Source organism: Micromonospora kangleipakensis, from assembly GCF_004217615.1.
GTDB lineage: Bacteria > Actinomycetota > Actinomycetes > Mycobacteriales > Micromonosporaceae > Micromonospora > Micromonospora kangleipakensis.
Window position 1 is genome coordinate 2,844,304 of sequence record NZ_SHLD01000001.1, and the last position, 22,937, is coordinate 2,867,240.

Annotated in this window: 23 protein-coding genes, 1 tRNA gene and 2 pseudogenes; 11 read left to right on the forward strand and 15 right to left on the reverse strand. The window is 71.4% G+C overall.

Features of this window, described 5'->3' with window-relative positions; genetic code table 11:
- Window positions 1-8 precede the first annotated feature (8 nt).
- Window positions 9-941 (forward strand): GAF domain-containing protein, encoded by a 933-nt coding sequence (locus tag EV384_RS13760; RefSeq protein ID WP_242624040.1) that lies wholly within the window; start codon window positions 9-11, stop codon window positions 939-941.
- A 239-nt stretch (window positions 942-1,180) separates the two neighbouring features.
- Here EV384_RS13760 and EV384_RS13765 read toward each other — a convergent pair whose 3' ends face one another.
- The gene (locus EV384_RS13765) at window positions 1,181-2,302 is read right to left on the reverse strand and encodes a LolA family protein (protein WP_130333541.1); all 1,122 of its coding nucleotides are present in this window, start codon (window positions 2,300-2,302) and stop codon (window positions 1,181-1,183) included.
- A gap of 96 nt (window positions 2,303-2,398) precedes the next feature.
- On the opposite strand from EV384_RS13765, the gene EV384_RS13770 reads away from it, so the two are divergent.
- A complete protein-coding gene (locus tag EV384_RS13770) occupies window positions 2,399-3,055 on the forward strand; it encodes a response regulator transcription factor (RefSeq protein ID WP_130333543.1) in 657 nt (218 codons plus the stop codon).
- 47 nt (window positions 3,056-3,102) lie between these two features.
- Window positions 3,103-4,665, forward strand: coding sequence for an ATP-binding protein (locus tag EV384_RS13775; protein WP_423202954.1), 1,563 nt, complete (start codon window positions 3,103-3,105; stop codon window positions 4,663-4,665).
- A gap of 4 nt (window positions 4,666-4,669) precedes the next feature.
- Here the strand turns inward: EV384_RS13775 and EV384_RS13780 are convergent, their stop codons facing one another.
- Window positions 4,670-6,268: a tetratricopeptide repeat protein gene (locus tag EV384_RS13780; protein ID WP_130333545.1), complete on the reverse strand. Its 1,599-nt coding sequence runs from the start codon at window positions 6,266-6,268 to the stop codon at window positions 4,670-4,672.
- A gap of 57 nt (window positions 6,269-6,325) precedes the next feature.
- Window positions 6,326-6,787: a MarR family winged helix-turn-helix transcriptional regulator gene (locus EV384_RS13785; RefSeq protein WP_130333547.1), complete on the reverse strand. Its 462-nt coding sequence runs from the start codon at window positions 6,785-6,787 to the stop codon at window positions 6,326-6,328.
- Between the two features lie 50 nt (window positions 6,788-6,837).
- Here EV384_RS13785 and EV384_RS13790 point away from each other — a divergent pair, with 50 nt between their 5' ends.
- Both EV384_RS13790 and EV384_RS13795 read left to right on the forward strand, forming a co-directional pair.
- The gene (locus tag EV384_RS13790) at window positions 6,838-7,359 is read left to right on the forward strand and encodes a VOC family protein (RefSeq protein WP_130333549.1); all 522 of its coding nucleotides are present in this window, start codon (window positions 6,838-6,840) and stop codon (window positions 7,357-7,359) included.
- A gap of 24 nt (window positions 7,360-7,383) precedes the next feature.
- Window positions 7,384-8,283, forward strand: a complete 900-nt coding sequence (locus tag EV384_RS13795; RefSeq protein WP_130333551.1) for a hypothetical protein — start codon at window positions 7,384-7,386, stop codon at window positions 8,281-8,283.
- Here the strand turns inward: EV384_RS13795 and EV384_RS13800 are convergent.
- Window positions 8,249-8,761 (reverse strand): potassium channel family protein, encoded by a 513-nt coding sequence (locus EV384_RS13800; protein ID WP_130333553.1) that lies wholly within the window; start codon window positions 8,759-8,761, stop codon window positions 8,249-8,251. The genes EV384_RS13795 and EV384_RS13800 overlap by 35 nt on opposite strands.
- Before the next feature lie 112 nt (window positions 8,762-8,873).
- A complete protein-coding gene (locus tag EV384_RS13805) occupies window positions 8,874-9,053 on the reverse strand; it encodes a DUF4236 domain-containing protein (RefSeq protein WP_089010394.1) in 180 nt (59 codons plus the stop codon).
- 245 nt (window positions 9,054-9,298) lie between these two features.
- On the opposite strand from EV384_RS13805, the gene EV384_RS37230 reads away from it, so the two are divergent.
- Window positions 9,299-9,376, forward strand: a complete 78-nt coding sequence (locus EV384_RS37230) for a putative leader peptide (protein WP_423202955.1) — start codon at window positions 9,299-9,301, stop codon at window positions 9,374-9,376.
- Window positions 9,377-9,501: 125 nt separating this feature from the next.
- Window positions 9,502-10,077 (forward strand): flavin reductase family protein, encoded by a 576-nt coding sequence (locus tag EV384_RS13810; RefSeq protein WP_130333555.1) that lies wholly within the window; start codon window positions 9,502-9,504, stop codon window positions 10,075-10,077.
- Window positions 10,078-10,207: 130 nt separating this feature from the next.
- Here the strand turns inward: EV384_RS13810 and EV384_RS13815 are convergent, their stop codons facing one another.
- Window positions 10,208-10,663: an RrF2 family transcriptional regulator gene (locus EV384_RS13815; RefSeq protein ID WP_130333557.1), complete on the reverse strand. Its 456-nt coding sequence runs from the start codon at window positions 10,661-10,663 to the stop codon at window positions 10,208-10,210.
- A gap of 7 nt (window positions 10,664-10,670) precedes the next feature.
- A complete protein-coding gene (locus EV384_RS13820) occupies window positions 10,671-11,585 on the reverse strand; it encodes a helix-turn-helix transcriptional regulator (RefSeq protein ID WP_130333559.1) in 915 nt (304 codons plus the stop codon).
- Window positions 11,586-11,743: 158 nt separating this feature from the next.
- Between EV384_RS13820 and EV384_RS13825 the strand changes: the two genes are divergently transcribed.
- On the forward strand, window positions 11,744-12,520 hold the full coding sequence (locus EV384_RS13825) for a RhlG family 3-oxoacyl-ACP reductase (protein ID WP_130333561.1): 777 nt from the start codon (window positions 11,744-11,746) through the stop codon (window positions 12,518-12,520).
- A gap of 84 nt (window positions 12,521-12,604) precedes the next feature.
- Here EV384_RS13825 and EV384_RS13830 read toward each other — a convergent pair whose 3' ends face one another.
- Complete coding sequence (locus EV384_RS13830) at window positions 12,605-13,036, reverse strand: SsgA family sporulation/cell division regulator (protein WP_007457244.1); 432 nt, start codon at window positions 13,034-13,036, stop codon at window positions 12,605-12,607.
- 273 nt (window positions 13,037-13,309) lie between these two features.
- Here EV384_RS13830 and EV384_RS13835 point away from each other — a divergent pair, with 273 nt between their 5' ends.
- Window positions 13,310-13,885 carry a TIGR02611 family protein gene (locus tag EV384_RS13835; protein WP_130333563.1) on the forward strand — a complete coding sequence of 192 codons (576 nt, stop codon included), beginning with the start codon at window positions 13,310-13,312 and terminating at the stop codon, window positions 13,883-13,885.
- 51 nt (window positions 13,886-13,936) lie between these two features.
- Window positions 13,937-14,011 (forward strand) — tRNA-Val (locus EV384_RS13840).
- 57 nt (window positions 14,012-14,068) lie between these two features.
- Here EV384_RS13840 and EV384_RS13845 read toward each other — a convergent pair.
- The 7 genes and pseudogenes from EV384_RS13845 to EV384_RS13875 form a co-directional block, all read right to left on the reverse strand.
- Complete coding sequence (locus EV384_RS13845; protein WP_207232313.1) at window positions 14,069-14,854, reverse strand: tyrosine-type recombinase/integrase; 786 nt, start codon at window positions 14,852-14,854, stop codon at window positions 14,069-14,071.
- A 41-nt stretch (window positions 14,855-14,895) separates the two neighbouring features.
- The gene (locus EV384_RS13850; protein ID WP_207232314.1) at window positions 14,896-15,954 is read right to left on the reverse strand and encodes an integrase core domain-containing protein; all 1,059 of its coding nucleotides are present in this window, start codon (window positions 15,952-15,954) and stop codon (window positions 14,896-14,898) included.
- Between the two features lie 220 nt (window positions 15,955-16,174).
- The gene (locus EV384_RS13855) at window positions 16,175-16,693 is read right to left on the reverse strand and encodes an SLATT domain-containing protein (protein ID WP_165439930.1); all 519 of its coding nucleotides are present in this window, start codon (window positions 16,691-16,693) and stop codon (window positions 16,175-16,177) included.
- Window positions 16,694-17,433: 740 nt separating this feature from the next.
- Window positions 17,434-18,656: pseudogene (locus EV384_RS13860) on the reverse strand (tyrosine-type recombinase/integrase).
- Window positions 18,656-18,853, reverse strand: a complete 198-nt coding sequence (locus EV384_RS13865; RefSeq protein WP_091050912.1) for an excisionase family DNA-binding protein — start codon at window positions 18,851-18,853, stop codon at window positions 18,656-18,658. Before EV384_RS13865 ends, EV384_RS13860 begins: the two are co-directional and overlap by 1 nt.
- A pseudogene (locus EV384_RS13870) lies at window positions 18,850-20,420 on the reverse strand (replication initiator). Before EV384_RS13870 ends, EV384_RS13865 begins: the two are co-directional and overlap by 4 nt.
- Before the next feature lie 551 nt (window positions 20,421-20,971).
- Entirely contained in the window at window positions 20,972-21,454 is a 483-nt protein-coding gene (locus EV384_RS13875) for a hypothetical protein (RefSeq protein ID WP_130333569.1), read from the reverse strand.
- Between the two features lie 768 nt (window positions 21,455-22,222).
- On the opposite strand from EV384_RS13875, the gene EV384_RS13880 reads away from it, so the two are divergent.
- On the forward strand, window positions 22,223-22,840 hold the full coding sequence (locus EV384_RS13880; protein WP_130333571.1) for a hypothetical protein: 618 nt from the start codon (window positions 22,223-22,225) through the stop codon (window positions 22,838-22,840).
- Window positions 22,841-22,937: the final 97 nt, after the last annotated feature.

Genomic DNA, 22,937 nt, shown 5'->3' on the forward strand with positions numbered 1-22,937 from the left:
TGCCCGAGGTGACCGAACTTGATGATCAACGCGCGATCGGCGGGTCGATGGATCTGCGCCCCCGGCTGGACCAGGCCGGGAGTGCGGCAGGAAGGTGCACGATGACCTCGACCGAGGGCCGCGCCGCAGTGCGTGAAGATGCTCGCTTGGCCGCTGTTCGCCGCTACGAGATTCTCGATACCCCGACCGACGGCACCTTCACGAACGTCGCGTGGCTGGCTGCGACGACCTTTGGTACCCCGATTGCCACGGTGAGCATCGTCGACGCGGAGCGGGTGTGGTTCGCTGCCACGCACGGGCTCGACGGCGTCGCCGAGGTCGGGGTCGACCCGGGCCTCTGCGCATCCGTCGTCGAGCAGGACGGCCCCTACGTGGTCACCGACGCCGCCGTCGATCCGCGAACCCTGGATCACCCGCTGGTGCGCGGCGAGCTGGGGCTGCGCTTCTACGCGGCAGCGCCCATCACGACCGTCGACGGTCACCACCTCGGCACGGTCAACGTCATCGACCGGCAGCCGCGCGAGGCCACCGACACGCAGGTTTCCCTGCTGATCCGCCTCGCCGCGCTCGTCGCCGAACACCTCGATCTGCGCCTGACCGCGCTGCAGACCGTCCGCACCGAGATCGGGCTGCGCGAGGAGGCCGAGGTGCGCGCCGCCGCCAGCGACGTCCGGGTCGCAGCCGCCGACGTTCGCCTCGCCCGACTGCAGGCCGCCGCCGCCGCGCTCGGTGACGCCGATCGGCCCGCCGCCTGCCAGCTCGGCCGCGACACGCGCTGCACCGCGGCCCCGGAGCTGAAGGTCGCCGACTCCTGGGGCGACTCGGCGTGGGGATGCCTCGACCATGTCGAGGAAGCGATCCTGAACGCGCGCTCGGTCTTCGTCGCCGACGCCAAGCTCGCCGGACTCTCCGCTTACCTCGGCAACCGTCCGATCCACTGACTCGGCCGGCCTGTGCACGACGCGCCATCGTTCAAGCCGAGCGCTGTCGGTGACCGCACCGGTCCATCAACTACAGGCGGCGGGGCTGGCGGGATCATCCGATGCTGCGACCGCCGCCGGAGGTGGACCGGGGCAGGGAGGCTCTCTGGCGGCCCGATCTGTATGACTGACCGGGCTTCCACCGGCGGCCACCAGTGGGGCCCGGACGGCGTCGCCGTCCGGGCCCCGATCCCGTCAGATCAGCTCCGCGCCGTCTGGTAGAGCCGCTCCGGGGTGACCAGCCCGGCCAGCACCCGGCCGTCGTCGGTGAGCAGCACGCTGAACAGATTTCCGGTCAGCAGCCGACCGCTGCCCCAGTCGCCGCTCACCTTCGGCAGCGCCGCGAGCAGCCCCGCCGCCTGGTCCGCGCCGCCCGCCGCCGAGCGGCCGGCCTTGGCGCCGCCGGCCAGGCCGGCCTCGTCGAGCCGCGCGACCACCACCGTGGTCCAGCCCGTGCCGACGGTACGCACGTCCGTGCCGTCCGGCCGGTGACCGGCCTTGCCGTCCGGCGCGGACTTCCCATCCGGCGCGGCCTTGCCGGCCGGCTCCTCCTTCACGGTCACCCCCGGCGGCGGGTTGAACCGGAACTGGTCCGCCTCCGGTCGGCTGAAGTCGATCTGGGTGAAGGCGACCTCGAAGGCCGGCTTGTCGGCGCCGTCGGCGAGCACCTCGAAGCGCAGCGGCACGTGCTCCTTCGCGTCGAGGGCGATCCGCACCTGGTGCACCAGGGAGTCCGCGTCGCGCGGGGTGAGCACCAGCTCGTACGCGTCGCGGCCGGCGACCCGGGCGGACCGGCCGACGGTGACCGAGGTGGTCGGGTCGACCGCCGCGAGCGCCCGGTCGGCGGCCTCGGCCGGCGTGGCCGGCAGGGAGGGCGGCGCGGTACGCCCCTCCGGCAGGGTGCGGTGCGTCGCGGTGTTGGTCCGGCTCTCCCAGACCCAGAGGTCCCGGCCGTCGCGGATCACGTCCCGCTCGCCGAGAGTGTCGAGCAACGCGACCCGCTGCCGCTCCTCGCCGGAGTACCAGACGCGCAGGGTGTGCGTGCCGGTCAACAGCGTCGTCAGCTCGTTGCCGCCGGCCAGGCCGGCGAGGTTGGCCAGCGCCGGCAGGCCCAGGTCGGCCCGCTGCACCACGGTGCCGGAGAGCCCGTCGAGGCGGGACGTCTGCAGGTCGACCAGGAGCTGGGCCGCGGTGCGGGGCGGCAGCGCCGGGTCGGCGTCGGCGGCGAACGTGCCGACGGCCGCCCCGCCACCGATCACGGCGACCCCCGCGGTCACCGGGACCAGCCAGCGCAGCACGGCGCGGTTCTTCAGTACGGACATGGTGGACACCTCCTGCCTGCCATGTTGCACCCCGCTGGCTGTGAGGGTGCTGAGGACAACCCGTACGGGTGTCATCCGGGTGGCACCCTTGAGGGCGTGCGGTTGCTGGTGGTGGAGGACGAGTCGCGGCTGGCGGCGGCGTTGCAGCGGGGCCTGCAGGCGGAGGGCTTCGCGGTGGACGTGGCGCCCACCGGCCCGGCCGGCCTGGACGCCGCCCGGCACGGCGACTACGACGCGATGATCCTGGACGTGATGCTGCCCGGCCTCTCCGGGTACGAGGTGGTCCGCCGGCTGCGGGCCGAGGAGCACTGGCTGCCGGTGCTGATGCTGTCGGCCAAGGACGGCGAGTACGACCAGGCCGACGGGCTGGACTGCGGCGCCGACGACTACCTCACCAAGCCCTTCTCGTACGTGGTCCTGCTGGCCCGGCTGCGGGCGCTGCTGCGCCGGGGCGCGCCGGAGCGGCCCGCCGTGCTGGCGGTGGGCGACCTGCGGCTGGACCCGGCACGGCGCCGGGTGACCCGGGCCGACGCCGAGGTCGCCCTGACCACCCGGGAGTACGCGCTGCTCGACTACCTGATGCGCCGCCCCGGCCAGGTGGTCTCCAAGACCGAGCTGCTCGACCACGTCTGGGACGCCAGCCTGGAGACCGCGCCGAACGCCGTCGAGGTCTACGTCGGCTATCTGCGCCGCAAGATCGGCCGGGAGCGCCTGGAGACGGTCCGCGGCGCCGGCTACCGGCTCGCCACATGAGCCGCCCGCGCCGGCTGCTGCCCGGCCTCGGCCTGCGGGCGCGGCTGATCGCGATCGGGGTGCTCGGGCTGACCGTGGGTCTGGCGCTGGGTGGGGCGCTCCTGCTCGGCGCGCTCGGCTGGACGCTGCAGCGCACGGTCGACGCGGAGGCCCTGCGCACGGCGGAAGCGGTCGCGCTGCTCGCCGAGGAGGACGTCCTGCCCGACCCGCTGCCGGTGGCCGGCGGCCAGCTCCGGGTGCAGGTGGTCGACGTCGAGGGCCGGGTGCGCGCCGCCTCGATCGACGCCGACCGGCTCACCCCGATGCTCCGACCGGACCAGCTCGAACCGGGGACCCGGCAGCGGTTGGTGGTCGGCGGGCAGCGGCTCGGCCTCGCCGGCCCGGTTCGGGTGGTGACCGTGCCGGCCGGCGGCCCGGGGGAGCCGCTCACCGTGGTGGTCGGCAAGTCGATGGCGGACGTGCGGCACAGCCTGGACGTCGTCCGCACCCTGCTGCTGGTCGGCTTCCCGCTGCTGGTGGCCGGGTTGGCCGTGGTCGCCTGGCGGGTGGTCGGCGCGACGCTGCGCCCGGTGGAGGCGTTGCGCAGCGGCGCGGCCGAGATCACCGGGCGGGCCGCGGCGGGCCGGCTGCCCGTACCGGCGGCCCGGGACGAGATCCACCGGCTGGCGGTCACCCTCAACGACATGCTGGACCGGCTGGAGTCGGCCCGGGACCGGCAGCGGGCGTTCGTCGCGGACGCCGCGCACGAGCTGCGCAGCCCGCTGACCACCATGCGTACGGAGCTGGAGGTGGCCCGGCGGTTCGCGGACCGGACGGACTGGCCGGCGGTGGCGGAGAGCCTGCTCGCCGACACCGAGCGGCTGGCCCGGCTCGTCGACGACCTGCTGCTGCTGGCCCGGCTCGACGAGGCGTCGGGGCCGGGGGACGGCCCGGTGCGCCGGACGGTCGGCCCGGTGGAGCTGGGCGAGCTGCTGCGCGGGGTCGCCGGCCGGCACCCGTCCCCGCCGGTGGAGGTGGTGCCGCCGACCGCGCCACTCTGGACCGAGGGGGAGCCGGACGAGCTGCGCCGGATCGTCACCAACCTGGTGGAGAACGCCGTCCGGCACGCCCGCTCCCGGGTCACTCTGACCGTCACCGGCCCACACCCCGCCGACGTCCCGCCCGCCGATGCCGTTCCCGGCCAGCGCGCGGCGGCGGGCCGGGGGGCGTACCACCTGGTGACCGTGACCGACGACGGGCCGGGCATCCAGGCGGCCGACCGGGAGCGGGTCTTCGACCGGTTCACCCGGCTGGACGACGCCCGGGCGCGGGACGCCGGCGGCGCGGGCCTGGGGCTGGCCATCGTCCGCGAGCTGGTCCGCCGGGCCGGCGGCACCGTCGAACTCGCCGACGCGGATGCCGAGACAGCGGCCGGACCACCTGCGGCTGTGGCACCGATGCCGGCCGGCGCGCCCGGTGCCGCCGCCAAGGAGGCTGCCGCAAGCCCGGCCGGTGCGATGGAGGTGGGGGAGACGGCTCGACCGGCGGGGGCGGGTGTCGCGTCCGGCGGCGGGCCCGGCCTGCGGGTGAGCGTCCGGCTGCCGGCGCTGGTCGAGCCGGACGCCGGCTGAGCGGTCAGCCGCGGCGGGTGCAGACCGGCTCGGCCCGGGCCACCAGGTCGGTGGACCAGACCAGCGCGACGGTGAAGCAGTAGTCGGTGGTCCGGCTGAGGCCGTAGGCGATGTAGCTGTCGGTGCCGGCCGGGAGCTGCTCGAAGGTGTGCTGCCCCTCGCCGGCCCGGCCACCGGCGATGACCACCGGCCCCTCCGCGCCCGGTGGGTACGTCCAGCGTAGGGCGATGCTGTCCCGCCGATCGGTCAGCTGCACGGCGCCGGGCGGGGTGCCGGGGGAGGCGGGCGGCGCGGCGCGGGGCGTACCGGTGGTCGGGGCGGGTGGATCGCTGGCCGGGGCGCCGGTCGTGGCCGGCGGGGGCGGCGGGGCGTCGCGCCCTCCGTCCACCCGGGACACACCCGCGATGACCGCCCCGGTGCCGAGCAGCACCACGACCACGCCGGCCACGGCGAGCGGCAGCCAACGGTTGGCGCGCGGCTCGGGCTCGGGCGGCCGGGGCACGTGCACCGGCAGGTACCTCGACGGCGGTTCCGGCTCGGCGGCCCGGGGGACCCGGTGCACGCCGTCCGCCTCGCCGTCGGCGAGGCCGACCACCGTCGGGGGCAGCGCGCTCTCCCCGGCCCGGTACAGGTCGTCGAGGTGCTCCTCCGGCGGCCACCAGTCGTCGTCGGCGCTTGCGTCGCCGAACGGCTCGTCGCGGGCCTCCGGCGGGAGCCGTGGCGTGGGCACGGCCGGGTGCGGGGCCGCCGCCGCCCGGTCCGGCGGGTGGTAGAGCGGCTGCTCGGGCGGGTGGTGCGGCGGTGGCTCGGCTGGCCCCTCGGTGGCCGGAGGCACCCGGGCGGCGGGCACGACGGGCGTCTCCCGGGCGGCCGGCGCCACGGGCGCCACGCCGGCGGGCGGCTCCGGGTCGGCGCAGACGTGGTCCCGGTCGGCCGCGGCCCGGGAGAGGGCGGCGACCTGCGCGGCGAGCGGGTCGTCGGCGGGCAGGTGCGCCCGGCACAGCTCCTCGGCGAGCGCCAGGTGCTCGTGCGCGGTGTAGCGGCCGCAGTCGCGTTCCATCCCGCCGAGCTTGGCCAGCATCTTGATCCCGCTCGGGTGGCCGTCGCCGTATACCTCGCGGTGCAGCTCCCAGGCGTCCTGGAGCCGGTCCCGGGCCACCTCGCACTGGCCCCGGGCGTACTCCACGGTGGCCAGGTCGGCGTGGGCGGCCAGCACCCGCATCGACTCGGGCCCGTCGCGGGCGGTCAGCTCGATGATGACGTCGGAGTAGAGCCGGGCTGCCCGGGCGTCACTGCCGACCCGATGCAGGACCGCGGCGAGGGTGGCGGCGGCGGTGATCGTCCGCTCGTCGGCGCGGCCGTACAGCCGGGTGGCCGCCGCGTACGCGAAGGCGGCCCAGCCGCGGGCGGAGTGCGGTTCGCCGAGCGCGACCAGCACGCGCGCCTGGAGCCCGGCGGCGTCGGCCAGCTCCGGGGAGGCGTTGGCGGGGCGGGGATCGGCGTCGGTCAGCGCGTCGGCGAGCAGTCGCTGGGCGCCGGCCAGGTCGCCCGAGGACACCAGGTGGTGCGCCTGGACAGTCAGTTCGCCGAAGCCGGAGGGCACGCCCCATCGTGGCCGCCCGGCGACGGTAAGTACAACCCCCGGAGGTGATCGAATCGGTCAGGAACCGGTCAGGTGGTCGGCCAGGGTCTCACTGATCCGTCGGAGCTGGTCGACCTGGGCGGGGCTCAACGCGTCGAACAGGTGCCGGCGTACGCCCTCGACGTGGCCGGGGGCGGCGGCGGCCAGGGCGGCGAAGCCGGCGTCGGTGAGGACGGCGACCTGCCCGCGCCGGTCGGTCGGGCACTCCTCGCGGCGGATCCAGCCGGCCGCCTCGAGCCGGGCGACGGCGTGTGAGAGCCGGCTGCGGGAGGAGCCGGTGGCCTCGGCGAGGTCGCTCATCCGCAGCCGCCGGTCCGGGGTCTCGGAGAGCCGGACCAGGATCTCGTAGTAGGCGTGCGGCATCCCCGCGTCGCGTTGCAGCTCGCGGTCGAGGGTGTCCATCAGCGCTCGGGAGGCGGTCAGGAACGCCCGCCAGGTCCGCTGCTCGTCGGGGTCCAGCCACCGGGTCATGATGCCCATCATAGCCGTACTGGTTGAACGCTCAACTAAATCGCGTTACCGTGGCGGCCATGGGAATCCACCGGCTCAACCACGCCGTCCTCTACGTCAGCAACCTCGAGCGCAGCGTCGCCTTCTACCGCGACGTGCTGGGCTTCCGTCCGGTGGCGATGACCCCGGACGGGTTCCGCGGCGCGGCCTTCCTCCAGGCGCCCGACTCCACCAACGACCACGACCTCGGCCTCTTCGAGATCGGCGCGGCGGCCGGCCGCTCGCAGGCCGGCCGGGCCACCGTCGGCCTCTACCACCTGGCCTGGGAGCTGGACACCCTGGACGAGCTGGCCGCCACCGCCGAGCGGCTGGCCGCCGCCGGCGCCCTGGTCGGCACCTCCGACCACGGCACCACCAAGAGCCTCTACGGGCAGGACCCGGACGGGCTGGAGTTCGAGATCGTCTGGATCATCCCGGCCGACCTGCTCGACGACGACGCCCTCGCCGCCCGCAAGCGGATCGGCCGGCTCGACATCGACAAGGAGCGGCGGCGCTACGGCGGCCAGACCCGCGGCGGGGTGGGGATCTCCGTTCCGGCCTGACCGGCCGTGCGGTACAACGGCAGGATGTCCACCGACGCGGTCCTGCGCGAGCTGCTCGTCCGGCAGCTCGACCACTGGCTCCCGGGAGCGCTGCACCGCTCCCGGCGGGCCACCCTCGCCCTCGCGTACGCGGGCGGCGACGCCGGCGGCGCGGACGCGGCGCTGGGGGTGGTGGCCGAGTTCGCCGACCGGCTGCGCGGCCGGCGGCTGACCGTGCTGGTGCTCGCCGACGACCCCGACCTGCCGGGCCGGCTCGGCCCGGTGGAGGCGACCCTGCCCACGGACGTCGCGGTGCACGTGGTGCCGGGGCACCCGGACCGGCTGCCGGTGGCGCTGAAGGCCGCCGGCGCGGCCGGTGCGCCGCTGCTCACCGTGGTCGACGGGGCCGAGCCGACGCCGGCCCTGCTGGCCGCCGCGGCCGCCGGCCGCCCGGCCGAACTGCTGCTGGTCACCGACGTCGGCCGGTCGCCGCGTCCGGCGCTGACGGCGGCCGGCTTCCCGCTGGTCACCGAGGTCGATCTCGTGCCCGCCGACGGCGGCCCGGCCCGGCGACTCGCCTACGCGACCGGCTCCGACCGGGGCCTGGAGGCGGTGAAGGACGCGCTCTGGGCCGTCGACGAGTACGCCGGGGTGCGCTACCGCGACCCGGCCGACCCGGCCGGGCGGCTGCTGGACATCACCCTCGAACCGGAGCCCGGCCCGCTGCGCCGCGAGCTGCTGGCCGAGCTGGCCCGCTCCGGCCCGCGTACGGTGACCGAGCTGCGCCGCTTCACGGTGACCTCGACGGTCTACCGGGCCGCCGACGCGAACCGGGCGCTGACCTCGCTGCTCGCCTCGGGCGCGGTGACCCGCGACCCGGAGCACGGCCGGCTCGGCGGTGAGGTGCTGGTCAGCGCCGCCGCGGACGCTGGGTCAACTGTTTGACCACGATGGACGCCCCGGTGGCGATCACGCCGATGCTGAACCCCATCTGCACGCAGACCAGGATCCGGGCGATCTGCCCCTGGGCGTGCACGTCGCCGTAGCCGACGGTGGTGAGCGTGGTGAGCGCGAAGTAGAACGCGTCGACCCGGGTGTCCAGGCCGACGAACTGGCCGGGTTGGCTGTCCGCCACCACGTAGTCGGCGAGCGCGAAGACCAGCAGCCCGGCGACCAGGGCGACGACGAGGTTGATCAGCGAGCGGATCTCGACGCCGCCGGCCGGCGCGGTGAGCTGCCGGCGTACCTGGCCGGTGACCAGTAGCGCGACGGCGATGACGAGGAGCAGGGTGCCCGCCGACCGCAGGGTCAGCCGCAGCCCGTTCGGGTCGGGCTCCACCGGCACCAGGAAGTACGCGAGGAACAGCAGCACGCAGGCCACCAGCGCCCGCCACCGCTCCCGCCGGTACGACCCGTCCGCCATGCCGCGATTCTGCGCCGCGACCTGGCCCGGATCGGCCGGAACGCCCGATCCGGGGCCCGTACGCCGGGCGGGGTGCCGGTGAACCACCGGCACCCCGCTCGACCTCGGGACGTCACGCCCGGGACTTGTCCTGCTTCCAGGAGAGCGGCCCCGGCAGGTCCACGCGGTGGGCGCGGGACTTCGAGTTCCAGGACCAGCGCCCGATCTTGATGCTCCAGGAGGAGTAGCCGTTCTCGGTGAAGTTGAGCACCAGCGGGCCGTACTTCTGACGCTTGCGGAACTGAATGCCCATCACGGGCTCCTCTCGTCGTCTCGCTGCCTCTGCGGCATCGAACATGCCCAAAACGGCGTTTCGCGAAACCCGGTCGGATCCGGACTGGACGCCGCTCGGAACGCTCGTCACAATCTCTATCCAACGGGTAGGTGTTAAGGGGTGGTGAATGCTGGTGGAGGCCGGTTGTAACGAAGCCGAGGGCCTGAATCTCACACTGTGGAAGGGCGTTGACCGGGCCGAAGAACGGCCGGCAGCATGAGGTCATGTCGCAGCGGGACGAGCTTCTCCTCACCGTTCGCGTGCACGTCGACCTGGTCCGACACGCGAGTGCGCTCTGTTGAGCTGACCGGTTCCACCGGCTCGGCTCCCGTCCTCGCACCTCCTCCGCCCGGTCCGGCGCGGCGTACCGTCGCGCCCCTCGTTGGCTTCCTCCACCGCATTCGTGGACAGATCAGGAGATTCCCGCATGGCCCCATCCCGTCAACCGCTGCGGCGCACCCTCGCCGCCGCCGTCGAGCTGCGCCCGGTCGACCGGGACCTGTTCCGCACCCTGCTGCGGCGGCAGGCGGCCACGGTCACCGTGGTCACCGTGCCCGGCCTGGCGGCGAACCGGCGCCTGCCGGCGCTGCCCCCGGCCGGCTTCAGTGCCACCTCGTTCAACCCGGTGTCGGTGGACCCACCCCTGGTCTCGTTCCGCCTGGGCCGGGAGTCGTCGAGCTGGCCGACCGTGACACGGGCCGAACACCTGGCGGTGCACCTGCTCGCCGCCGGCCGGCAGGAGGTGGCGCGGACCTTCACCACCAACGGCATCGACGAGTTCGCCGCCAACCGGGGCTGGACGTCCGGGCCGTTCGGAGTGCCGCTGATCGACGACGCCCTGGCGGTGCTGCTCTGCCGGGTGGTGCGCCGGATCGAGGCCGACGATCACACCATCGTGCTCGGCGAGCCCCTCGCCCTGGGTACGAGGGAGGACGACGATCCCCTCGTTGAACACCGCGGCGGCAACACCACCACATTCGGCCCGTGGCCGTCGCCGTGGTGACGGCGTCGGCGCTGGCCGGTCGGTGCCGTCCGGCCATGCAGGCTCGGCGGGCCGGACCCGGCGGGGCGGGCGGAGTGCCGGTGTGGTCGCTATGAAGCTGATGTTGTAAATGAATCGGCCGCCGGGTCGGTCAGCGGGGTTCCCAGGCGTCGGGGCGGGCGATCAGCTTGCGGACGTGCCCGGGGAGCTTCCCGCTGGCCATCTCGGCCAGGCTCACCTCGTCGACCACCTGCCGGACGGCGGCGCGGACGGCCACCCAGAGCCGGGGCAGGTTCTCGGCTGCGCCCGCGTACTGCGTCTCCTCGGGACGCAGCCCGCGCACGCCGGCCAGCGGGCCGTCGACCGCGCGGAGGATCTGCCCGATGGTGATGTCGCGGGGTGGGCGGGCCAGGGCGTAACCGCCCTCGGCCCCGCGCTGGGCCCGGACGATCCCGGCCCGGCGCAGATCGGCCAGGACGGCCTCCAGGAACTTGCGGGGCATGTCCTGCTCGGCGGCGATGGCCTGGGTGGACAGCAGGGCGGGGTACGCGGTGGCCAGGCTCAGGGCCGCCCGGACCGCGTAGTCGCCACGCGCGGAGATCTGCACCTTGTCATCATGCCCGGCCGTTGGGCACCGGCGCGTCGGCGGGCGGGCGCGGGCGCACCATTCGGACAGGTAGCGGCTGTTCCCGGGCGGCCCGGAAGGCACCCGGGCTGACCCCGACCTCGCGGGTGAAGAACCGGCCGAAGTTGGTCGGCTCGGGAAAGCCGAGCCGGCGGCCGATCCGGGCGATCGGGTCGTCGGTGGCGGCGAGCAGCCGGCTGGCCTGCAACGCCACCCGCTCGTCGATGACCTGCTTGGCACTGCGACCGGTCACCGCCAGGCAGGCCCGGGTGAGGGTCCGCACCGAGCAGCCGAGCTGCGCGGCGTAGTCCTCGACCCGGCGGGTGTGCTGGTAGCCGCGTTCGACCTCCCGGCAGAGCCGGTGGAAGGTCTCCAACTCGGGGCGCGCCGCGCGCCGCTCGTCCGGGCTGCCGAGCAGGGTCAGCCGCAGCAGCAGCACGGCGAGCTGGTGCCGGAGCAGGGCCCGGGCGGCGGGCACCCCCCGGTGCCGCTCCGCGTCCACCGCGATCTGGGTGACCTCGCCGATCACCGCGTCCTCGTCCTCGCCGGCGAGCTGCCGGTACGTCGGCACCGCGTCCGGGTCGACGTCCAGCCCGCGCAGCGTGCCGGCGCTCCAGCGGACCACGGTCGCGTCCAGGTGGGCGCCGAGGCAGCGGAGCGCCTGGCCGGGGCGGGCCCGCAGCAGGGTGCCGGGTCGGCAGGGCAGCGCCCGGAAGTCCAGCTCGGCGCTGCCGTGTCCGCCGGTGACCAGGATCAGCAGGTCGGCGTCGAGCAGCACGGGGCGGCGCCAGCCGGGCTCGGCCGGCAGGTCGCCGAGCGCGCCGGTGGTGATCTCGTCGGCGTCCCCCTCGGCGGGGGACAGGCTGGTACGGGTGGCCGGGGAGAGCTGACCGGGAGTGACCATCGTCCCGACGTTAACGGTCTGCTGCCCAGCTTGCATCTCGAGGCCGGGACGGCGGGCGCGGGCTTGTCGCCACAGTCGCGGGCCAATTAGGTTACCGATCGGTAGCGCCTGGGTCGGCGGACCACCCCGCGGCCCCGCCGACTCGCGATGGGATGGGCATGACGGATCTGTTCTCGGTCGAAGGCAAGACGGTCCTGGTCACCGGCGGCTCGCGGGGGATCGGGCTGATGATCGCCCGGGGTTTCGTGCAGGCCGGCGCGAAGGTCATCATCTCGTCGCGGAAGGCCGACGTCTGCGAGCGGGTGGCCGAGGAGCTCTCCGCCGAGGGACGCTGCGAGGCGATCCCCGCCGACCTGAGCCGCGACGAGGGCGCGCAGGGGCTGGCCGCCGCGGTGCGGGAGCGCACCGACCGGCTCGACGTGCTGGTCAACAACGCCGGCGCGACCTGGGGCGCACCGCTGGAGGAGTATCCCGAGGCCGCGTTCGACAAGCTCTGGGCGGTCAACGTCAAGGCCGTCTTCCGGCTCACCACCGCGCTGCTGCCGGCGCTGCGCGTGGCAGCCAGCGCCGACGACCCGGCCCGCGTGATCAACATCGGGTCGATCGACGGCCTCCGGGTGCCGTTCATGGAGGTGTACGCGTACTCGGCCACCAAGGCGGCCGTGCACATGCTCACCCGCAGCCTCGCCCACCAGCTCGCCGGGGAACGGATCACGGTCAACGCGATCGCGCCGGGGCCGTTCGAGAGCAAGATGATGGCCTTCGCGCTGGACGACCCGGCCGCCCGGGCGGCGATCGAGCAGCAGGTGCCGCTCGGCCGGATCGGCCGCCCCGAGGACATGGCGGGCACCGCGATCTACCTGTCGTCCCGCGCCGGGGCGTACCTGACCGGAGCGGTGATCCCCGTTGACGGTGGGATCACCACGCACGGCTGATTCGGGCACGCCCACGGCGTACCCGATCGGTGGTGGCCGGAGCCGCGCGGACTCGGCAGATCCGCGCGGCCCCGGGTTGCGTGGTCAGCGGCCGGCGAGCAGCCGGTTCACCGCCGTGTCGACGTCCAGGTGCTCGGCCTCGCGGCCGCGTGGGACGACGACGTAGGTCCGCCGCAGGAAGCGCACGAGCACGCTGCGTGGGACCTCGAAGAGGGCGTTGCCGTCCGGGGACGACAGCGCGAGCGCGACGAAGTCGCCGCGCGGGGTGGCCCACGGCCAGACCCGGACGTCGCCGATGCCGGCCGGCTCGTCGAGCCCGGTGACCAGCAGTTCGCGCGCGAACGACCAGCTCACCGCCTCGCCGCCGGCGGATTCGGCGTGGAACAGGACATGGACCGCATACGGGTCAGCAGGGTCGTAACGCAGACTGGCACGCACCGGCAAGGCGGTGGCGTCAGGTGCGACGAGCCTTAGCGACGTCTCGACCTCTACGGTCGTCGGTCGGATGACACTCATGGACGTTCTCCCCCCGGCACCGCTGCGGAACGCGCGTGTCCCGCTTTTCCCATACTCAGGTGCTACTCCTGGCTACGCTCCGCCATACGCTGACTTCACCCAGTGGTGGGAAGAGGGTCGGAAAGCCTGCCAGAATGTGAATATTCTTGTAGGATTGCCCGTTCCGCCCAGACCGTGGTGCCGCCCGGCATCGGGTGGTTCAGTCGTCGACTTACTCCGGTAACGTCCAGTCCTCTGCAGGGGTGACGGTCCCGGGCGACACTGGGGGTGGAAATGGTCACGAGGGGTTCCTCAGTGGATCCGACGACCACGGCCGACCCACCGAAAGGAGCGGCCCGAGCAGCCGAAAGGCGGGGGTACGGGGTGTCGACGGAGCGAGGTTCCGGTGATCCGCGCGGCGCCTCCGGCGCCGCCGGCCAGCGGGCCGGCACCGCGGTCTCGCCGCGTCGGCGTGGCGGCTGGCGGGAGCGGGTGCACGCCACCCTCGACCTGATCCGCGCCAACCCCACCGGCCGGATCACCCTCAAGATCTTCATCGCCATCGCGGGCGCCATCGTCGTCACCGTCGGTATCGCGCTGATCCCGCTGCCCGGGCCGGGCTGGCTGCTGGTGATCGCCGGGCTGGGCATCTGGGCGGTCGAGTTCCACTGGGCGCGACGCCTGCTCGGCTTCACCCGACGACACGTACACAACTGGACGCGCTGGGTGACCAGCCGGTCGCTGCCGGTCCGGTTGGTGCTCGGCGCGGTCGGCCTCGTCTTCGTGGCCGTGGTGGTGTGGCTGTCGCTCAAGTACAGCCTCGGCATCGACCTGGTCGCCCGGGCGCTGCACTACCTCGCGACGCACTGAGACCCGGGTTTTTGGTCTCGGTTCTCGATCAGGTAGAGTCATCGGCGCTGAGGGCGATTAGCTCAGCGGGAGAGCGCTTCGTTCACACCGAAGAGGTCACTGGTTCGATCCCAGTATCGCCCACCATCGAAGTACCGCAGAAGAGCCACCCTCGGTCGAGGGTGGCTCTTGCTGATTCCATCGTCAGTCGTCGTTGGGCGTCAGCGGATCGTCAGCAAACGCGTCGCGGATACGTTGGTGCCGGCCGTCCGACCGGTGGGTGTAGAGGTTGAGCATGGTCGACGGCTTCTCGTGGCCCATCACCGCCTGGACGTCGTTGACCGGGACGCCCCGCGACACCAGCTCGGTCGCGTACGAGTGCCGCAGGTCGTGGAAGCGCAGCCCACTCGGCGCCATCTTCGCCACGTGCGCGACCGCTTCCCGCTCGGTGGCGAACTCCGCTGACCACTGGATGCCCTCGGTGTCGATCCAGGCCGCCCGCCACTTGAAGTGCCCTATGCGATCCACGTTCCCGAGCAGCCCGGCACGGACCAGGGACGGTCGCCAAACACGAGCCCGGAACAGCGTCCGGCGCAGCGGACCGGCCAACGAGTTGGTGAATACCTCACCTCGGGGGCCAGCTGGAAACGCCTGGCGGTGGGCGGTGAGCAGGTCGACGGCGAAGTCTGGCACCGGCACGGTACGCCGACCGGCCCTCGATTTCGGATAGGGCTTGATCGTGACAGCGCCCGCGACCTCGACCGCGACCCGGACCACCTCGACCGTCTTCCCGGCCAGGTCGAGCGATTCCCAGCGGAGCCCGGTGCACTCGCCCCACCGCAGTCCGGTGCCACCGGCGAGCGCGACCAGGGCGCGGTACCGGTCGGGAAGCGCCGGCAGAAGCCGAGTGATGAGGTCCGCGCGGGACAGCACGTGCCCGTCGGTGTCCTTCTTGCGTCGGGCCGGAAGTCTGACCCTGTACCGTGCCAAAATTGGATGCAGGCCCTTGACCTGGGGCTTTGTTGATCAGGTCAGGCTGCTCGCTGGTACTCGTTGATCACGCCGCCGAGGATTCGTCGTCGCCGTATCGGGGCGTCGATCGGGACGGCGGCCGGGTCGTGGTTCGGTGGGCATTGGGCAAGACTCTGATGTGGACGATGCCCGTTGAAGTGCGCCGCGTATTGGTCGAGGACCGTGCGGGCGTGACGCTCGTTGTAGATCAGGACTCGGTCCGTGCATTCCTGCCGGACGCTTCGGATGAACCGTTCCGCGTAACAGTTCGCCCGCGGAGTTCGTGGCGGCGTCTTGACCACGTCGACGCCTTCGGGGGCGAACACCTCGTCGAAGGACGCGGCGAACTTGGTGTCCCGGTCGCGGATCAGGAACCGGAACGACGCGATCCGGTCGTCGAGGTCCATCACCAGGTTGCGGGCCTGCTGGACGGTCCAGGCGGCGGTCGGGTGTTCGGTGACGCCGAGGATGTGCACCCGGCGGGTGGCGACCTCCATCACGAACAGCACGTACAGCCGCCGCAGGCCGATCGTGTCGAGGTGGAAGAAGTCGGTGGCCAGCAGACCGGACACCTGGGCGCGCAGAAAGGTTCGCCAGGACGTGTCGACGCCTCGCGGGGCCGGGCCGATCCTGGTACGGGCGAGGATCCGGCGGATCGTGCCGGCACCAACCTGGTAGCCGAGCCCAACCAGTTCACCTTGGATGCGCCGATGCCCCCAGCGAGGGTTCTCCCGGGCCAACCGCACGACGAGATCACGCACCTCGTCGCTGACCGGCCGACGACCCGACCGGTTCGGATACGTCCAGTTCCGCTTGACCAGGCGGCGGTGCCAGGCCAGCAGCGTGGCTGGGGTGACGATCCGGTGCTCACGCAGTGCGCGGGGCAGCAGCCTGTTCAGCGCGGACAGCACGGCCCGATCCGGCCAGGACGGCCTCGCCCGACCGACTTGGCGGCGCAACACGGCGACTTCATGCCGCAACACCAGCAGCTCTGCTGTCTTGGCGGCATCGCTCCTGGCAAGGAGAGCGAGCCAGCCGAACACCCGAACCATGATCAGATACAGCAGCCGAACTGTCACGAACCGATCATGCGTTAGCCAAGCCGAACCCCAGCTCACAGCTCGTGCGTCTAGTTTCGGCACGGTACAGGGCGCGGAAGGCTCATTCGTGCTAGTGGGTCAACCGGAAGGGATAGCGATTTTTGAACGCCTCAGTACGGCTCCCATGCTACTCACAGACGTCTGGAACAGCCACTTACCGGAGGAGTTGCTGCTAGAGATGAAGAGTCTGTGGTAGGTATTAAACTCCTTTCGTGCTTGCACGCTGCTTGTCGCGCGCGTCCAACCGTGCCAAGGTCTTGTCGAATATTCGCCGAGACACCACGTCTCCCTCACTGCTTAGGGCATCGAATTTCCCCCGAATTTCATCAAGCAATGGCTGACGGTCTCCACGCTCTTGGTGAGGCGTAGCTAGGATAGCTTCGATGCGCCGGCGAACGTTTCCATACTGCGCGCCTAGAGTTTTGTGCTTTTCCGCTCTCTCGGGGAATCGGAGGTGGATCTGCAGGGCAGACAAAATGGCCGCGGTGATGCTGAGTACGCCGAACGTTATCTTCAAGAATCCGGGAACGCTACTCGTTAGCGTGGCGAAGGCGCCGGTACCCAAAGTAGTGGTAATGACAATTACGGGAACTGCCAGCCAGTAGTTAGCTCGTTTGAGGAATTTTCCGGCCTCATGGTGCGAATGCTGCCCTTCCCGCGCACGCGTTAGCCAGGTCTGCAAAAGCTTATCGGCCTGCGTCCATTGTGAATCGGACAAGACTGCTCCAACGGGCTGGGGTGGGCCAGAGTCCCGACATCGTAGCAACAAAACGGTCGGTGGCCCATGCCCGACAGGAGGTTGAAGGCGACTCCCGACGGGAGCCCCTTCTGAGCAAGCGGGTGTCCTTAATGCGCGGCCACTAGAGAGAGCGACCTGGGCCGGACGTGGGCCGGCGGCCGACGCGGATGCGGTCGGCGGCGTACAAGCTCGCGGGAGCCGTCGGCGGGAAAGATAACGATGACCGGGATGCCCTCACCCATCCCCCTCGCGCCGCTCACGGGGTGTAGGCGGTGTCGCTCCCGGTCACCCTATGGGTCCCGCTACCTCGAACAATCCGTCACCCTGCACGTTCCCGGCCGGCCGGGCCGTCAAAGGCTAGTCAGTAGCGACCAGCCATTACCAACGCCGACTGCCTTGCCCAACTCATGCGGACGCTGTGCCTGACATCTGTTCCCGACATCAACCGCCGAGAAGCCGGCTGATGCCGGGCCGCTACGTCAGCAAGAAGTCAGCAAGGAGGCAGGCATCATCTGTCGCTGAGCTACCTCGGACGGTAGGTGGAGTGCACGCGACGACATCAGATGGCATCGGCTGAATCGCCCCGGCGGACGAGATCAACATTCACACCGAAGAGGTCACTGGTTCGATCCCAGTATCGCCCACGCAGGTCAAAGGCCACTTCCCGGCTTCGGGGGTGGCCTTTTTGCTGCCCGTACAGCAGCGAAGTACAGCAACGATCAGCGGCCGAGTGAGTCGCCGAGACGCTTGAGGGCGCGTCGCGGGTCGCTTTCGACGAGACCTGCGTGTAGATCTCCATCGTCACGGAGAAGCGAGCGTGCCGGAGGACCTGCATGGCGACTCTCGGGTGAACGTCGAGGTCGGCCAGCAGCGTGGCGCAGGTGCGCCTTGCGTCGTGGACGGTGATCGGCTCGACTTTCGCCCTCTCGAACCGGGCTTGCCAGGAGCGCTGGAAGTTGCGTGGTTCGATGGGTGTGCCGTAGCGGGTGGTGAATACAAGGTCGGTTTCGTGCCAGGCGTTGCCGGCGGCTGCTCGCGCCTCGTCGCGTTGTTCGCTTCGTAGCTTTAGCGCGGTCAGGCAGATGTCGGGCAGGGGGAGTGTGGCGTCGGATGCCTGGGTCTTGGTGTCCCGGTGTAGGAGCTGCCCGCGCACGCGTTGCAGTTGGCGGCCGACGGTCAGCTCTCCTGTGTCGAGGTCGACGTCCTCCCAGGTGAGCCCCAGCGCCTCGCCCTTGCGCAGTCCGGTAACGAGGACCAAGGCGTAGGCGGCGTAGAGCGGGTCCTCGTCCTGGCAGGCGCTGTCCAGGAACTTCCGCGCCTCATCGCTCGACCAGGACTTGCCCCGCCGCCGGCGGACGGTGGCCAGGGTGACTGGCACGGCCGGGTTCTTGGCGATGAGGTCTTCGGCCTGGGCGTGGGTGAGGGCGGCCCGCAGCGCGGCCCGGATGTCGCTGACCGTCCGCGTCGACGGGACGGCCTGGCAGCAGCGGCCGACCGCGCAGCAGCGCCGTTTGTCCTTCGGGCGCGCGGCGTCCTTGCCCTGGGCGCAGCACTGGCAGGTGCGGGCCACCTGGTTGATCCAAGTCTGAACGTCCCGCGACTGGAGCCGGTCGAGGCGCTTAGCCTCGAGGCCGGGTGCGATGTAGCGGCGGACGAACGTCTCGTAGGTCGCGTAGGTCAGCGGTGCCCGGTTCGGCTGGATGATCTCCGACAGCCAGTAGGTGAGGAAGCTGCCGACCGTCGGGACGCTGGTCGCCACCGGCCCCTGCTTCGCCTGGTGGTGCAGCTTGATCCACTTGTCGTGGACGGCCTCGCGGGTCTGCCCGTAGACGTACTTGCGGGTCCGCCTGCCGTCGGGCTTGGTGACCCAGACGTACGCGGCGAAGCCATTGCGGTAGGGGAAGATCGAGCCTTCGCCGTTGGCGCGGGTGCGTCCGGGCATCAGGCGGCCTCCTGGCGTTCGACCTGTTCGCGGATGTAGTCGTCGACCCATTCGGGGAGGATGCGACGGTACTTGCCGTCCTTGATGGAGCGCAGCTCGCCGGTGGCGATCTTCATCTTGACCTTGGAGATGCCGAAACCGAGGAGGACGGCAACCTCTGCGGGTGAGTACCAGCGTGGGGTGAGGTCACGGCTCATGCGGCGGCCCCGATGAGCCAGGCTTCGTGGGCGAGTTCTTCCCGGCCGACGCGTCTGCTCTCGCGTCGCTGTCTGGCGGCGGTGTTGGCGAGGAGTGCGTCGCCTTCCGTGAGCCATCCCGAGCCGGCGTAGCTGAGGGTGCTGAGGGTGATGACGTCTGCGGTGTCGTCGTCCTCAGTGCGGCGGTAGGTGGTGCGGGTGTCGCGGAGCAACCCGAAGGTGACCGAGTAGCGGCGGGCTTTGGTGAGGAAATGGCCGCCGAAGCCGAGCATGTGCGCCCAGCGCCGCAGCCCGGCGTAGGCGTTGGATTGGGTGTCAAGGTCGGCTTGACGGCGGTTGGCCGTTGCGGCGCCGCTGGCGGTGTCGGTGGGGTGGGGCGTCCGAGGTGCCAGCAGGCGTCGATGAGGCGGGCGAGGTGGTCGCCTTCCGGGTCGGCGTAGCCGTCAATGGTGGCCGGGGCGAGTCGAGTGGAGCAGTGGCCGGTGGCTTCGGTTGCCTTGGTGGCGTACTTGGCGAGGTAGGCGGCAACCTTATCGTCGGTGAGTTCGCCGCTGGCGGTGTTGATGCGGCGGACGTCGACCTGCTTGCCCCAGGCGACCAGCCAGCCTTCGGGCTGGTCGGGGTGTGGGGGTGTGGTGACGATGATTCGGGAGGCGGCGGCGTGGACGGCTTCGGCCAGGTCGTCGATGGTGATGCCGGGCGGCGCCGGGACGAGGGCGTCTGGATCGTCGGGGTCGAGGCCGTCGAGGCGCAGCAGGGCGTGGAAGTGCACGGCGGCGCGGCGTTGCATCTCGGCGACCTTGCCGTGCGACACCCGCACGGGTGGCAGTCAGCGGACCTTGCCGGAGGTGGTGACGATGCGGACGAAGGGGATGCCGCGTTGGCGGCAGAGGGCGGCGAGGTGGCGTTCGATGGCCTGCTTGGTGCGTCGCCACAGCTCGCCCGAGAAGTAGTTCCAGACGACCTGGTGGGCGTGGTCGTAGCAGTCCAGGCACAACGGCTGCCCGAGCCGCGGATCGTCGGCGTCGTGGCGGGCGAAGCACACCGCGGGCTGCCCGTGCTTGCAGGTGCCGGCGTCGCTGCGGGCGCGGCAGGGGGCGGGACGGCAGTCGCAGCGCTGCCGGTTGCGGCAGGTGTGGCGGGGGACGTGCCGGTGGTGGACCGCGCCGAACGAGGGTGCCGTGTAGGTGGCGAAGACGACCGGGTGCCGGCCGACCGAGGCGGGGACGCCCTTGCCACCGGTCAGTCCGCGACAGACGACTTGGTAGGCGTCGCCCTGGTAGACCCAGGCGCAGTCCGGGCACACCGATTCGCGGCGGTTGCCGCACGCCTTGTAGAGCGTCTGGTCGGGCAGCTCGTCGGTGTGCAGCCGGCGGGTGACGCGGCCGGTGCTCCGGTCGACGGCCGCGATGGTGCCGGTGAGGCGGATCGGCCGAGAGCAGCCGCCAGCGGAGCGGGTGTGCTCCAGCCAGCCGGAGAACTCCGGCGTGGCAGCGCGGTGCAGGACCTGGGCGTCACGGCCGACGGCGAGTCCGGGCCGGTACAGGGTGAGCGAGGTGGTGGACACGACTGTCTCCTCTTCAGGAGGTGGCAGGGACGAGAGACGAAGCACCACCAGCCGTGGACATGGGTCCGCTGGTGGTGTTCGTCGTGTCTCCTGGCACCGCCGAGAGGGCGGCTGACGCCGGAGGGCGGAATCGTGGTCATGCCACTTCCCGCCGATGGGTCATGTCCTTTCACGCTCTGGACCTGATGAGTGGGCCGGCACGGGTGGGGAGCCTGAGATATCGGCATCCGGCAGGTTGCCGCAGGCTGCCCCCACCCGTGGAGAGGCGCGAATCCGGGCCATCGTGGACGGCACGTGAGGCCGTGCTGGGCCGCTCAGCGGATTCAGGGAACCGGCACGGTGGCCGGTGCGATCGAGAGCCGGCGGGACGTTGCCCGCATCAGCGGCAGGAAGGCCGCTCAGCATCTCGGACGTCGAGTCCAGCGATCCGGCAGGACGGCCGCGCTGGCGTGCTCGACGAGCGCCAGAGTAGCACCGGGTACCGATACGTCAACCCGCCGTGACTCCGCTTCAGTGAATGGCGAGCCCGCTCCACCTCGCGGTTCTGAGTGTCAGCAGACGCACTCGAAGGACAAGCCGCTACTCGCCGGGGTCGCGATCCAGGCTGCCCGGACAGGGGCATGCCGCTGCGCCTTCGCCCAGGTATCCGCCAGCGCTGCGGCGCGGAGCGGCCCGGTGGGAGCGAACTTGAACCCCGTGTCATGGACGTCGAGGCTGTCAAGGCCGATCAGATCGGCCTCGTCGTCGAAGGCCATCTCCAAGTCGAGCTGCCATAGTTCGGGCTGCCAGTAGGGATCGTCGTGGTCACCGACATCAGCGATGGCCAGCTGCCGGGTGAAGGTCAGAATCAGGCGGTTGTCGCTCCAGGACCGTCGGCCCCACTGGATGATGAAGCCATCGGCATCAGAGTCCGGAGTCTGGTCGAGGCCGTCGATGTCCAGTTGCAGGAACTCAGCGAACGCACCCCATGCCGCCTCGACATCGGTCACACCGTCCTGATCGACGCCATGCCGCCGCAGGATCTGCGCGAACACGTCAGCGGTGGTCCGCCAAGGGATGTGCATGTGCTCAGCATGCCCTGATGACCCCGCCGGCTGCCGCCCGTGCCGGGTCTCAGGACCTCCGTGACAGACCAGTCTCGGGACGTGCGTGACACGTCCAGCTAGACGATCTTCGTGTCAGGGTAGCCGCTCGGAGGTCTGGCGGCCGACTCGTAGGTGTCGGTTCTCAGCGAACGTTGCGGTACATCAAGATTCTTTTCAGCAGAAGTTTCAGCATCCGCCCAGCACTTCAGTCGGTCTGGGCTTTGCCACTGCCTGAACCTCCGGCGCGACCGTTGCACCCAGCAAGCCGTCTACAAGCCGGCTCTCGCCACACTCCGTGCGCGATGACTAGCGAGCCCTGGTCGGCCCGCCCTGAATCGTTGAGCCGACCATGCGCCGGCTGTGAGCGTGGTATGAGCCCGTGGTGAGCGCGGGGTGCCATCTTCAACTGTGCTGCGTGGAAACCGAAAGTAGCCTCGCCAGGCTGATCCGAGAGTGCTGAGCCGGACTCGCGGGGGTGAAGGCGCCCGAAATCCTCGGCGGGAAGGCGACAGCAGGCTAGCTTCGGTCAAAGACACCTAAACCGGGCGGCGCGGGCGTGAGCCAGGTCCGCCCCCGGTACCTCACGCGCCAGCCGAGGCGCACGACCACAGGGAAAACAACCTACGAGCTACAGGGGGTCAAACCTTGACTACTGCTGTCTTGCGGTCCGCGAAAGCGGGGGCAATCCTGACGACGCTGGCGTTAAGCGTGGGTCTTATGCCCGGCGTCGCCGAGGCAGGGCCACCCCGCACCCACAAGTGCACCAGCCCCACTTTCTTCGGAGGGAGCGAGCAATGGCTGGATCTAAACCAGCGCTACGGCGTCAGCGAACGGATCATCGGCCCTCCTGCGCCCGCGACCGACGATATTGCTGACCCCCCCGGTGGGCCTGGCTGCCGCACGGCGCTGGTCGGGGACCAGTGGGTCCGGGCCGTCCCGCCCTGGATCACGGCGACGGAGACCGAACGGGATGCTTTTATCGACAACTTTAAGAGCGCCCGCTATGTGATCGACGCCGGGACCGCCCAAGAGCAGTCCGTCACGGTGGGCCCGGAAATCTTGCAATCCGGGGTGGTTCCCGGTGATGTTGTGCTGCCGCCGGGAACCGCCGGGCTGCCCTTCGTCGTACCCGTGTCTCCTGTCTTTCATCCGCTTCGCCCCGGCACTCACACCAGCACCCTCATCGTGGACATGAACGCGGACGTCTGCACCGGCCGCGGGCCCGCCCCGGGCCTTGGGGGCAACGGGTGTCTGCTTGCAGGCGAATCCGAGTACCCCATCCTCGATAACGGGCCTTTCACAGTTTTGACTGGTCCCCCGCCCCCAATCGCCTAGACCGCCAGGCGCGCAAGGGGCCGGGGTATCCGCAACTCGGCTAGCCCACCCGTGTAGGGGCCCTCAGAACGGTTCTGAGGGCCCTTCACTGTGTCCG